Here is a 12,177-nt window from a genome sequence, read left to right as displayed (position 1 = left end):
CGGTATCGAATGTGACGGATTGACCGATTCCTTCTCATCGTAACCGTTTTGGACGCTTCCGGCAAGTGCGGATATGGAAGGGCTTTCTTTTTGCCGGGCGAAGGGGTATAGTGAGGGCGAATGGGAGGAAGGGAGGCGTATTTCATGCTGAAACGCCATATGGGCAAAATCGATTTCGACAGCTCGGTGCTGCTGTTCGGCGGCGCGAAGCTCGGCAGCGTCACGCAGGACGAGGCGGACCGGGCTCTCGAGTTCGCGCTCGAGCGCGGGGTGAACCATATCGACACGGCGGCCAGCTACGGGGACAGCGAGATCCGGCTCGGCAGGCGGATGCCGGACATTCGGGACCGCGTCTTTTTGGCCACGAAGACGACGCAGCGGGGAAAACGGGAGGCGAGGGAGGAAATCGAACGGTCGCTGGACCGTCTGCGCACCGACCGGCTCGATCTGCTCCAGCTTCACGCCGTCGGCACGTTCGAGGAGCTCGACACATGCACGGCCGAGGGCGGAGCGCTCGAAGCGGCGCTGGAGGCGCAAGCGGAAGGGCTCGTTCGGCATATCGGGATAACCGGCCACGGCCATCGGGCGCCGGCGGTCCATCTCGAGGCGCTGCGCCGTTTTCCGTTCGACGCGGTGCTGACGCCGCTCAATTTCTTCCTGTACTCGCTGCCGGCCTACCGCGAGTCGTTCGAGGCGCTTGTCGCGGAGACGAAGCGGCAAAACGTCGCCCTGCGCGTCATCAAGGCGGTGGCGAAAGGGCCATGGGCCGAAGGACAAAGCCGCGGCTACGCGACCTGGTACGAGCCGTTCGGCGACCCTCGCACGATCGGAGCGTGCGTTCATTTCGCGCTGTCGGCGGACGGCGTAAACGCGTTCGCGAGCGCGGGCGACGTCGGGCTGTTTCCGCGCATCGTCGCCGCCGTCGAATCGTACGGCTCGATGAGCGACGAGGAGGCGGCCGCGATTTTGGCGGCGGTTCCGGATTACGCGAGCCCGTTCGGCGCCCCGACTTCGATCGCCTGACGGCGGCACGTCCGCGACGTGCTTGGCGGGCGGGTCAGCCGTCGCTCGCAAGCGGCAGCGAGAAGTAGAACAGGACGCCGCCCTGGACGTTGCGGACGCCGAAATCGCTGCCGTGCAGCGTCAAAATGTTGCGGACGATGGCGAGCCCGATCCCGAAGCCGCCGAGCTCGCGGTTGCGCGACTTGTCGACCGTATGAAACGCGTCCCAAATCAGGTTCATGTCGGAGTCGGGGATCGGGTCGCCGTCGTTGTACACCTCGACCCAGACCGTCCCGTTCGAGCCGGGCACGCCCTCGCCGGGCCCCTCCGCCGTCGTGATGCGGATTTTGCCGCCTTCCGGCGCATGCTTGATCGCGTTGGCGAGCAGGTTCGTCAGCACTTGCCCGATGCGGAACTCGTCGCCGACGACTTCGGCCTCGGGGTCCTCCAGGCCGACCTCGCAGACGAGCCGCTTTTTGTGCAGCTCGACGAACATTTTATCGGTCAGCGACTCCGCCAGCGCGCCGATGCGGAACGGCTGCGGGCTCAGCGTAAATTTGCCCGATTCGAGCTGCGACAAGTCGAGCATGTCGCGGACGAGGCTCGCCATCCGCTCCGATTCCTCGATGATGACGTCCAAATATTCGTCGCGCCGCTCCCCCTGCACGATGCCGTCCTTGAGCCCTTCCGCGTAGCCGCCGATCAGGCTGATCGGCGTCTTCAGCTCGTGCGAGACGCTCGCCACGAATTCGCGGCGAAGCCGTTCGAGCCTTTTCTCGTTTTCGATGTCGGCCTTCAGCTGTTCGTTCGCGGAGTTCAGCTGTTCGTTCGCGGCGTTCAGCTGGCCGAGCGTGTCGTTCAAGTTTTGCGACAAAAAGTTCAACGTCTTGCCGAGGCTGCCGATTTCGTCCTGCGCGCCGTCGTCGCAACGGGCGGTGAAGTCGAGCTTCGCCATTCGGCCGGCCGCCTCGTTCAGCCGGACGAGCGGCCGCGAGATCATGCGGGAATAGACGTACGTCAGCACGACGATCAGGCCGACCGCGAGCAGCAGAAAGTAGACGTAGAAGTCTTTGACAATGCCGGCCGCCTCGCCCACCGGCTGCAGAGACGACGCCGCGAGCAGCACGTATTCCGTACCGCCCTCGCCCTTGAGCGGGGCGACGGCCGCGATCGTGCTCAGCTCCGTATCGGCGTACGAGTTGACGAACGAAACCGTCTCGCCCAAGTCGAGCACCCGGCGGACGAGATCCGACTTCGCATGCCAAAAATTCATCGCGTTTACGACGTACTTCATCCCGTTGTCGGTGACGCTGATGCTGGGCAGCTGCGGCAGCCGCTGGATGAAGTTGCCGTCTTTGTCGACGACCTGGATCACCCTCATCCTCGTAGGGGAGCCCAGCACGAGAAATCCGTCCTTCATCCGGCCGATCGCCATCGTCGCCGCATACCGTTTCTCGAACTCGGGGAACAGCTCTGGAAGCTTGTTCTCGTCGCCGGCCTGCTTGTAATGGCTCGCCGCGAACGAGGCGAGCGCGTCCTGCAGCTCGTTCTTTTTTTTGTTCCGGTAATACGATTCGAAAAAGGCCGATTGTACGACCATGAGCACGGTCAAGAACACGATCAGAAACAGCGACGTCAGCAAAAACAGCTTCGTCGATATCGTTCGGGCGCGCTTGATCATCGCTTCACCTGGAATTTGTATCCGTAGCCTTTCACGGTGGCGATCCGCTCGGCTTCCCGGTCCAGCTTTTGCCGGAGCCGCTTGATATGCGTATCCACCGTTCGGGCGTCCCCTTCGTAATCGAATCCCCATACCTGGTCCAGTATGCGGTCGCGGGAAAGCGTAATGTTCTTGTTCCGGTACAAGTACAGCAGCAGCTCGAACTCTTTGCGCGTCAGCGGCACGACGCTCCCGTCCACCTTCACCTCGTGGCCGTCCGGATCGAGCTCGAGCGCTCCGAGCCGGATCGTCCCGCCCGCGTCTTCCGCGTTTGCCGCGTCGATCCGCTTGAACAGCGCTTTGATTTTGGCCATCAGCACCTTCGGGCTGAACGGCTTCGTGACGTAATCGTCCGCGCCGAGCCCGTACCCCTGCAGCTTGTCGTATTCCTCCGATTTGGCCGTCAACAGCACGATCGGCACGTCGGATTTGCTCCGGATCGCCTCGCAGGCTTCAAACCCGTCCATCAGCGGCATCATGACGTCGAGCAGCACCATATCGACGCGCGCGCCGTCCAGCCGCTCGAGCGCCTCCCGCCCGTTCGCCGCCTCCAGCGCCGCGTATCCGTCGTGACTGACGTAATCGACGAGCAGCCGGCGCATCTTGAGCTCGTCTTCGACGATCAAAATCGTTTTGCCCATCATCGTACCACGCTCCCGCCCCCATTGTAGCACCATGTCACACGGTTGTCACATTGACCCGATACGATAAGTTCGCGGTATTGCAGGCCCGTTTTCGGGGCGGTCAGGGGGTGACTATTTCGGTTATATGTTCGCGTTTCGAAGACGAAAGAAAAGCCGGCCCTACATACGCGAAGGGTGGGTCGCCGCGCTGTTTTTGACGCCCAGTCTGGCCGGGTTTGCGATTTTTTTCCTGATCCCGTTCGGCGTCGGCTTCACCTATTCGCTGCTCGACACGCCGGTGGGCGGCTCGTTCGTCGGCGCTCGCAATTACGTGGAGCTGTTCGGCAACGCCTCGTTCCGCCGCGCCGCCGTCAACACGATGCTGTTCACGGCCGTCAGCGTGCCGCTCAACATGGCGCTGTCGCTCGCGCTCGCCATGCTGCTGAACCGGAGCGTTTACTTGCGGAGCTGGTTCCGCATCGGCTTCCTCGCGCCGCTCGTCATTCCGGTCGCTTCGGTCGTCCTCGTCTGGCAGACGCTGTTCGACCTGAACGGGAGCCTGAACGGCTGGCTCGCGTCCCGCGGCTTCGCGCCGAAAGACTGGATGGAGAGTGGGACGGCGTTCGGCGTCGTCGTGCTCGTCTACTTGTGGAAAAACGTCGGCTACAACATGGTGCTGTTCCTCGCCGGTCTGCAAAACATTCCGGCCGATTACTACGAAGCCGCATCGATCGACGGCGCCGGTCCGTTCCGCAAGTGGCGCACCGTCACGATCGTCTATTTGACGCCGACCGCTTTTTTCGTCTTCATCATGTCGATCGTAAACTCGTTCAAGGTGTTCCGCGAAACGTACATGATCGCGGGCGATTACCCGCAAGAGCGCATCTACATGCTGCAGCATTTCATGAACAACATGTTCCAGTCGCTCGATTATCCGAAGCTGACCGGGGCGGCGTTTCTGATGGCGGTTGTCGTCGTCGCGCTCGTGTTCGCGCTGTTCCGGATCGAGCGGCGCATTTCCGACTCGCTCGGGTGAAGGACGACGAAGGGAGGGGAAGCGATCATGCCGACATGGAAAAGCCGGATCGTCCGTCTGGCGGCCTCGGCCGAGAAAACGGCGCTGACCGGCCTGCTGCTGGCGCTCGTGACGGCGTTCGTCTTTCCGATCGCGCTTACGTTCACGAATTCGCTCATGACCGAAAGCGAAATCGGCGTCAATTTCGCCGCCATCTCGTCCGACGGGGCGAACCGGTCGGACCCGCGGGTAACCGGCTCGTACGTGAACTTGAAATGGATTCCGGACAAGGTGACGCTTTCGCAATATTACGACGTGCTCGTCAAAAAACAGCCGTTTCTGACGATGTTCTGGAATTCCGTCCGGATGACGGTTCCGATCATCGCGGGACAGCTCGCCGTCGCGTCGCTCGCCGGCTACGCGTTCTCGCTGCTCCGCTTCCGGCTGCGGGAGCCGCTGTTCTTCGCGTACATCGTCACGATGCTCATGCCGTTCCAGGTGACGCTCGTCCCGAACTTCATCGTCGCCGAGAAGCTCGGCCTGCTCGGCTCGTTCGGGGCGATCGTCCTGCCCGGCATATTCGGGGCGTTCGGCGTCTTCCTGCTGCGGCAGTTCATGAGCGCCGTCCCATACGGCTACGTCGAAGCGGCGAGGGCGGACGGAGCCGGCCATCTGCGCATTTTCGCGCAGATCGTGCTGCCGATGTGCAAGCCGGGCTTGGCCGCGCTCGCGATACTCGTATTCGTCGACAACTGGAACATGGTCGAGCAGCCGCTCGTGTTTCTCGACGATGCGATCAAGCAGCCGTTGTCGGTCTATTTGTCGGCGATCGGCGAAGGGGAGAGGGGCGTCGCGTTCGCCGCCTGCGCCATCTATATGGCGCCGATGCTGCTCGTCATGCTGTACGCCGAGCAATACTTGATCGAAGGGATCCAGCTGTCGGGCCTCAAAGGGTGAGGCTCTTGGACCATACGGGAGAACGATCGCAACAGACAAGGAGGGGAGAACGGGATGGAAACGGAGACGACCGGTCATCCGGGGATGTACGGCGCGAAGGACCGCGGCGGCGCGACGCCGGCGAGAAAACGGATCGTCCGCAACGCGATCTTCGCTTTCGGGCTGCTGATGGTGTCGCTTACGCTGTTCTCCAATACGCTGCTGCATGTTTCGCTGCCGCAGGTGACGGTCGAGAAGCCGGCCCCCGGCATGCTGTCGCACGACGTGAGCGGCTCGGGGACGATCGCGGTGGCGGAGACGGTCGAGTTGAACTCGGATACCCGTTGGACGGTCGACCGGGTGTTTGTCGAGAAAGGCGACAAGGTGACGGCCGGACAGACGATCGCCACGTTCCGGACCGCCGAAACGCGCGGCACGCTGCTGGACGAGGAAGCCCGCTACGAGCAGAAGAAGCTCGCGATCGAGAAGCTGCAAAACCAATTCGTCGAGGCGCAAAAAAGCGGCAACGAGCTGCAAAGCCGCTCGATCCAGCGCGATATCGACAGCGCCAAGCTGGACCTGCAAATTCAGGAGCGGAAAATCGCCCAGCTGCGGGGACAGCTCGAACGGGACGCCGAGCTGAAATCGCCGGTGACGGGCACCGTAACCGAGCTGAATGCGTCGGCCGGACTACCGCTGCCGGGCGGCCGTCCGGTCGCGCGGATTACGGACGAGGCGGCCGGCTTCCGGTTCGCGACGACGGTCGATACCGCGAAAGCGAAATACGTCGCCGTCGGCGACGAGGTCGACATTATCATGCCGTCGCTGAACAACGCCCGGCTGAAGGGGAAAGTAAGCGCCATCGACGATCCGGAGGCCGCCTCGGGCGGAGGACAGGCCGCCGTGAACGCGGGGACGCGCAAGGAAATCGAGGTCGAGCTGAAGGATCCGCGCTTAAAGGGCGGGGAGCCGGGCGAGCTGTCCGTCTCGAAGCGGATGCCGCCGTCCCGGCAGCTGCTGCCGAACGCGGCGGTCCGCGAAGACGAGAACGGCAAATACGTCTTCGTCCTGAAAGAGAAAAAGGGACCGCTCGGCAACGAATTTTACGCGCAGCGGTCGGCCGTGACGATCGGCGACGCGGACGACTCGAAATCGTCGATCGAAAGCGGGCTCGGGCCGCTCGACTCCGTCATCGTCTCGACGAGCAAGTCGATCGCGGACGGAGACCGCGTCATGATGGCGCCATGAGGAAGGGGGAGTCGGCATGAGACGGCGGGACCGTCTGACGTCATGGGTCGTATTCGCCGGCGTGCTGCTGCTCGTCGCCGGCAGCGGAATAGCCGAGTCGCTGGTCGCCCAGTGGAGCCGATCGAACGGCGAGACGGGGCTGACCAAGCTGTCCGTCAACGTCGACACGGCCGCCGATCCGACGGGCTCGGCGGGACTGACGATCGAGGAGGCCGACGAGCTTGCCGAGGAGTGGGGACGTCCGACGGCGTATTACGCCCGGAAGCGGGTCGGCGTCGCGACGGACGATACGGCGGTCGAGGCCGATCTGATCGGCGTCGGCGGATCGTACGAGCGGTTCGGACGGCCGTGGCTGTACGCCGGAAGCGGCATCGCCCCCCAATCCGTCGCGGAACGGAGCCGCGTAGCGGCCGTAAGCGAGGAGCTCGCGGAGAAGCTGTTCCGCACGAGGAACGTCGTCGGCATGACGGTCCGTACGATGGGAGCCACGTTCCGCATCGTCGGCGTATACGGCGATTCCGGCTCGATGCTCGACCGGATGACCGACAACGGCACGCCGGATATGCTCGTGCCGGCGACGGCGCTGGCCGATCTGGAGCCGACGTCACGGATCGCGACCGTCGAGCTGGAGGCGGGCCCGTCGGGCGTCTTGACGGGGACGGCCGACGTTCGAACCGCGCTGATCGCGATCGGCAAGCAACCGTCCCGTTACAAGATCGTCAACTACGCCGCCGATCGCCTGTGGATCGGCCAGAAGCCGCGGCTGCTGCTGGCCGCCGCCGGCACCGCCGCACTGATCTGGTGCGCGAGAATCGCGATCGTCCGCGTCAGACGGGCGTACGGCCTGTTCCGCCGCGGACTGGCCGTCGCCGACTGGCCCGACGTCGTCCGGCGCCACCGCATCCCGCTTGCGGCGGACGCGCTCGCGCTTGCGGCTCTGGCGGCATGCGCGGCGGCGATCGGACTAGCGATCCGCCACCGCTATTACGTCCCGCCCGACCTCGTCCCCGACGAGCTGATCGATTGGACGTTTTATCGCGATCTGTGGCGCGACTATTGGGTACGCCAAGTGAGCGGATTGGGCTACGTCCCGTCGCCGGGGGAGCTCGTCCGCGACCGGGTCGATATGCTCGTCGGCCGGCTTACCGCCGTCGGCGCGTTCGCCGGACTGCCGCTCCTGTGGATCGGCGTGCGCGGCTGGTCGGCGGCGGGGGTCGCGGCCGACGTCCGGCTCGTCCGGCTGGCGGCCGGCTTCGCGGCCTCGCTGCTGCTGACGCTGGCGGCGGTCCGCTGGATCGGGGCCGACTATGCCTTCGGGGCGAAGCATCTGCTCGCCTTCGGCGTCCTGTTCGCGCTCGCGGCCTGGTCGGGGACGGGCGAACGGAACGCGGCGCCTGCGGCGGACGAGGCGGCGGAAACGGAAGCGGACGAACGGGGAGCGCCGCTTCCCCATTATCGAATCGAAACGAAAGGGTGATCGAATCATGTGGAAAAAAACGATTCAAACCGCGCTGACCGGCGGCGTCCTGCTGTCGATGACGGCGCTGACGGCCTGCGGAGGAAGCACGGGGGCGTCGGGAGGCGCTGCGGACAAAGGCGCTTCCCCGGACGGGGGGGCGGGCGTCGCGACCGGCCAGTCTTCCGGGCAAGTGACGCTCACGCTGTCGGTCATGACGTCGAACCGGCTGCTGGAGCTGGCGAAGCAAAAGTTCGAGGAAAGCCACCCGAACGTGAAAGTCGACATCAAGGAGTACGTCGCCGCTCCGAAGCCGGAGGGCGGCAACAAGGTGATGGTCCGGGCTGGCGCCAAGCCGGACCCTAAAGATTTGGAGAAGTTCACGACCGGCGTCAACACCGAGCTGATGAGCGGCAAAGGCTCGGACATCATCGTGACCGACGGCAACTTTCCGTACAAGAAATATGCCGACAAGAAGCTGCTGGAAAATTTGGCCGACCAGATGAAAAACGACCCGTCGTTCAAGCGAGACGATTATTACACGAACGTGCTCGACGCGATGAACTACAAAAGCGGCCTGTACGCCTTGCCCGCGAAGCTGTCGCTTAACATGCTGCACGGCAATACGGCGGCGCTCGCGAACGCCAAGTTCGACGACAAGACTTGGTCGTGGAACGATTTTCGCACTGCGGTCGAGCCGCTCGCGAAAGACGCGAACAAGGACGGCTTGCCGGACGCATACGCGCTGGCCGGCACCGACGCGCCCGCTTTGTTCGCGCTGATGGTCAACTCGAGCTTCGGCAAGCTCGTCGATACCGCCTCGAAGAAGTTCGATACGCAGACGTTTACCGAGCTGCTCCAGCTGAGCAAGGCGATGTCGGACTCGAAGCTCGTCACCTCCGAGAAGCTCGACCGGGCGAACGTCCTGTTCCAAAGCGCCAACCCGCTCGGCTACGACGATTTGATCATGGTGCAGCAGATGAAATTCGACGGCAAAGGGACGATGTACGGCTTGCCGACGGCGGCCGATGCGAAAGGGCTGTCGTTCACGTCGGACACGCTGCTGTCGATCAACGCGAAGTCGGCGCATAAGAAGGAAGCGTGGGAATTCGTCAAATTCATGCTTTCCGAGGATATCCAGAAATCGAGGGAGCTGTTCGGGTTCGCGGTCAACAAGAAGGCGAGCCGGGAACGCCAGGAGCAGCTGAAGGAGATCGGCAGCGAATCGAACAAAAACAAAATGAGGCTGATGATCGACGGCAAAGAGTTTTCCCCGACGACGCCGAAGCAGGAAGACATCGACAAAATCGAAGGGTATTTGTCTTCCGTTCGGGTTTACGCCGAGACGGACCCGCGCGTAACGTCGATCATCGAGCAGGAAGCCGCGCCGTTTTTCACCGGCCAGAAGTCGGCCGAGGAAGTCGCCAAGACGGTGCAAAACAAGGTGAATACGTATTTGCAGGAATAGCGGCTTCGTCGCGGCGGCGTTCGACGTGACGGGACAGGGGAAGCGGGCGGGAAGCGCCCGCTTCTTTGCCGTGTCCGTATGGCGGTGACGGTCAGGGCGCCGCGCGCAAAAAAATCGACCCGCAAGCAACGGGCCGCGGGTCTTCCAGATTTATATATGAAAAAGGGGGTCGAGATTCAGTATAGGCGAACAACCTTAAAGACAGGTTAAAGGGACATTTCAATTCGGTTACAGACGGAAACGTTCGATGACAGGCAATCGGAGATCTCGTCAGGAAAAGAGCGAAGATTCGGATTTCTCGACCAAGACGGACGAATCCTATTTTCGCTCTACTCAAATATCGATCCGCCACGGCTGCCAGCCGGTCACGCAGTTCGAAATGTTGCCGAGGCCGCCGGAAACGCTCGCGGCGGCCCACACCGGCAACGGCTCGCAAAGGCAGCGGCAGCGGCTGCGTGACGGTTTCGCGACGGCCCGCAACGGCCCGCGCCGTCTCGCACCGTCTCGCGCCGTCTCGCACCGTCTCGCACCGGCACCGGCAACAGCTCGCAACAGCTCGCAACGGCCCGTTTCGGCGACACCTGGTCACACTTCGGCGAGCTGAAGGCGAAAGGCGACGGGTTCTTCATGCGTTAACCGGAAAACCTGGCGCTAATTTCAGGAAATGTGCCGACCCCGGATCATTACCCGGAATTCCTCCATCTAATTCTCATGAAAATACGACGATTGTCGCAGACGTTTCCAATAAGAAGGAGGAATTCCGGCAAAGTTGATCTTGAAGGCCGAATGCCGGCGATTAAAGGTATGTTTTCCAGCAAGTTGCGTGCGCGGCTTTTCGGCGAAGCGGAAAAAACTCAGCCGACCGACCGTCCGCCGGGCTCCTGGCGGATGAGCATGATCGCCGGATTGGTCCGGCGCTCAGACGAGCAGACGGTACGCGAGCGGCAGCTCGCCGATGAAGTAGGTGCCCGACGCCTCGTACGTTTCGCCGTCGGCGGCGGTATGCGCCTCGAACACCTGCGGATACAGCTTCTGCATCGAGGCGTCCCGGTGCTGCAGCCAGACGACCGATCCGGCGGCGCGGCGGCCGGGGAGGCCGTACCGGAACGTTTTCGCGATATCGTGGACCGTCATCGCGACGACGGTATCCGGCTCGCCCTCCGTGCCGGAGGAGCCGTGAACGTACGCATAGCTGAGCGAACGGTCGTTCTCCGCCATATCGGTTTTGCTCCCGTCGGTCGCGGTCGCCTCGTACGAGCCGCCCGCGCTCGTCGCCAGCTTCGCGGCGAACGGGCCGAATACGGGGAACATCATGCCGTAGCCGGCGGCGATCGTAACCGGCCGAAGCCATTTGATCTTCGATTTGACGGACACGCCGTGCGCGCTCACCGTGTGGACGCAGTCGATTTCGGCGAGCGGATTGGTCGGATCGCCCGGATGCTTGCCGAGCAGCTGCTGGACGATTTTCACCGACTTGACGGGCCGGACGGTCGAATCCGGCGTCCAGTCCGTTATTTCGTCGTCGTCGAAATAAATCCGCTGCGAAACGGCGAAGACGGTGGCGACATTGACGTGCTCGGGCAGCCACTGCGGGGCGAGACCGGAGCCGGCCGGCGCGACGTTCAGGGCGAATTCCTTGTTGCTCCACGAATGAAGCGCGTCGAACTTTTTGGTCGGCAGGAGCGATTGGGAAGCGCCGTACAGCAGCGCCGTCCGGTTTTTGTCCTCCTTGGTCGCGAGATTGGCCGCGTTCCGGACCCACCCTCTCGACGTTCCGGCCCCTCCGGACGGGGCGTGGGACGGGTCGTCCCCCTGGAACGTCGCGACGACCGTATGCGTGCCGTTCGCCAACCCCCGTACGACAGGCCGTACACCGTAATTGACGCGCAGCTCCGAAGCCGGCACCGCATCGATATGGGTGCTGACGGTCGCGACGGCGACGCCGTCCACGGCGAACGACCATACGCCGCCGCGCGCGTCGGTGAAATGCTGGAAGTCGAACCCCGTACCGTCGAACGCGAACGTGAACGTGGCGCCGACCTGGGTCGTATAATCGTTGGGCGGAAACCCGGTGACCCACGTGCCGGTTTTGGACGCGTAGTCGACGGCGCCCGCGGGAGCGTAGCTCGTCTCCAGGACGGCGACGGAGCCGCCCATCAGCTTGATGAAATCGTCGTTCGGGTCTTTCTCGAACGCATATTGGGCGCATCGGCTCCCCTTGAACGGAATGAACGCCTCCACCTTCCGGTTGCCGGTTACCCGGGCGTACAGCGTCGTCGCCGTTTCGTTATGCTCGCGCAGCAGCCGGACGTAGTCCGGCTGGAGGGCGGCGGGCGTTTCCAGCGCCGAGATCGTCGGCGATGTCGTAGTAGCACCCGTCGAAGAGGCCGTACCGGCATTCGTCAGCGGCTCCGCGCCGGCGGCGGCTTCCCCGTTCGCATGCGCCGGGCCGTTTCCTTGCACGAGCGCCGTGCCGCATACGATGGCGGCCGCCCCCGCCATGCCCATCGTGCCGAGCAGCTTCCGTCTCGTCCATTTTTTTCCGTCAATGGCCAGCCCCTTTCCATTCGTTTTCTTTTCGTTCGAACCCGTTTCGTTCAACCGTCCTCACTCCTTCATCGGGATATCGGAGTCGACCACCAGGTGTATAGCGTTATCATAGCTCGTCCCGAAAGCGTTTTCTTTATCCGATCGTTCGCTTTTTTTGCA

9 protein-coding genes are annotated in these 12,177 nt (G+C 63.2%); 6 read left to right on the top strand and 3 right to left on the bottom strand.

Features of this window, described 5'->3' with window-relative positions; translation table 11 throughout:
- The first annotated feature begins 144 nt into the window (after positions 1-144).
- Positions 145-1,023, top strand: coding sequence for an aldo/keto reductase (locus DLM86_RS11400; RefSeq protein WP_110840264.1), 879 nt, complete (start codon positions 145-147; stop codon positions 1,021-1,023).
- A 34-nt stretch (positions 1,024-1,057) separates the two neighbouring features.
- Here DLM86_RS11400 and DLM86_RS11395 read toward each other — a convergent pair whose 3' ends face one another.
- Positions 1,058-2,683 (bottom strand): sensor histidine kinase, encoded by a 1,626-nt coding sequence (locus DLM86_RS11395; RefSeq protein WP_110840118.1) that lies wholly within the window; start codon positions 2,681-2,683, stop codon positions 1,058-1,060.
- Complete coding sequence (locus DLM86_RS11390; protein WP_110840263.1) at positions 2,680-3,363, bottom strand: response regulator transcription factor; 684 nt, start codon at positions 3,361-3,363, stop codon at positions 2,680-2,682. The genes DLM86_RS11395 and DLM86_RS11390 overlap by 4 nt, the downstream gene beginning before the upstream one ends.
- A 127-nt stretch (positions 3,364-3,490) precedes the next feature.
- On the opposite strand from DLM86_RS11390, the gene DLM86_RS11385 reads away from it, so the two are divergent.
- Genes DLM86_RS11385 through DLM86_RS11365 form a run of 5 tightly spaced genes read left to right on the top strand, consistent with a single transcriptional unit; the run spans position 3,491 to position 9,468 of the window.
- A complete protein-coding gene (locus tag DLM86_RS11385; RefSeq protein ID WP_110840117.1) occupies positions 3,491-4,381 on the top strand; it encodes a carbohydrate ABC transporter permease in 891 nt (296 codons plus the stop codon).
- A gap of 27 nt (positions 4,382-4,408) precedes the next feature.
- A complete protein-coding gene (locus tag DLM86_RS11380) occupies positions 4,409-5,317 on the top strand; it encodes a carbohydrate ABC transporter permease (RefSeq protein ID WP_110840116.1) in 909 nt (302 codons plus the stop codon).
- 54 nt (positions 5,318-5,371) lie between these two features.
- On the top strand, positions 5,372-6,544 hold the full coding sequence (locus DLM86_RS11375; RefSeq protein WP_110840115.1) for an efflux RND transporter periplasmic adaptor subunit: 1,173 nt from the start codon (positions 5,372-5,374) through the stop codon (positions 6,542-6,544).
- 16 nt (positions 6,545-6,560) lie between these two features.
- Complete coding sequence (locus DLM86_RS11370; RefSeq protein WP_110840114.1) at positions 6,561-8,021, top strand: ABC transporter permease; 1,461 nt, start codon at positions 6,561-6,563, stop codon at positions 8,019-8,021.
- A 7-nt stretch (positions 8,022-8,028) separates the two neighbouring features.
- Positions 8,029-9,468: an ABC transporter substrate-binding protein gene (locus tag DLM86_RS11365; RefSeq protein ID WP_110840113.1), complete on the top strand. Its 1,440-nt coding sequence runs from the start codon at positions 8,029-8,031 to the stop codon at positions 9,466-9,468.
- Positions 9,469-10,386: 918 nt separating this feature from the next.
- On the opposite strand, the gene DLM86_RS11360 is transcribed toward DLM86_RS11365, so the two are convergent.
- Entirely contained in the window at positions 10,387-12,069 is a 1,683-nt protein-coding gene (locus DLM86_RS11360; protein ID WP_110840112.1) for a hypothetical protein, read from the bottom strand.
- Positions 12,070-12,177 lie beyond the last annotated feature (108 nt).

The sequence above is a fragment of the Paenibacillus flagellatus genome, assembly GCF_003217775.1.
In the GTDB taxonomy this organism is placed as follows: domain Bacteria; phylum Bacillota; class Bacilli; order Paenibacillales; family NBRC-103111; genus Paenibacillus_AB; species Paenibacillus_AB flagellatus.
The sequence above is the reverse complement of the archived record's forward strand: the minus strand, read 5'-3'. Positions and strand labels throughout refer to the sequence as shown.

What these genes read in the sequence shown, in the direction of transcription:
- DLM86_RS11365 (WP_110840113.1), top strand. Translation starts at nt 8,029, where the DNA reads ATGTGGAAAAAAACGATTCAAACCGCGCTGACCGGCGGCGTCCTGCTG.
- DLM86_RS11400 (WP_110840264.1), top strand. Translation starts at nt 145, where the DNA reads ATGCTGAAACGCCATATGGGCAAAATCGATTTCGACAGCTCGGTGCTG.
- DLM86_RS11375 (WP_110840115.1), top strand. Translation starts at nt 5,372, where the DNA reads ATGGAAACGGAGACGACCGGTCATCCGGGGATGTACGGCGCGAAGGAC.
- DLM86_RS11385 (WP_110840117.1), top strand. Translation starts at nt 3,491, where the DNA reads ATGTTCGCGTTTCGAAGACGAAAGAAAAGCCGGCCCTACATACGCGAA.
- DLM86_RS11380 (WP_110840116.1), top strand. Translation starts at nt 4,409, where the DNA reads ATGCCGACATGGAAAAGCCGGATCGTCCGTCTGGCGGCCTCGGCCGAG.
- DLM86_RS11390 (WP_110840263.1), bottom strand. Translation starts at nt 3,363, where the DNA reads ATGGGCAAAACGATTTTGATCGTCGAAGACGAGCTCAAGATGCGCCGG.
- DLM86_RS11395 (WP_110840118.1), bottom strand. Translation starts at nt 2,683, where the DNA reads ATGATCAAGCGCGCCCGAACGATATCGACGAAGCTGTTTTTGCTGACG.
- DLM86_RS11370 (WP_110840114.1), top strand. Translation starts at nt 6,561, where the DNA reads ATGAGACGGCGGGACCGTCTGACGTCATGGGTCGTATTCGCCGGCGTG.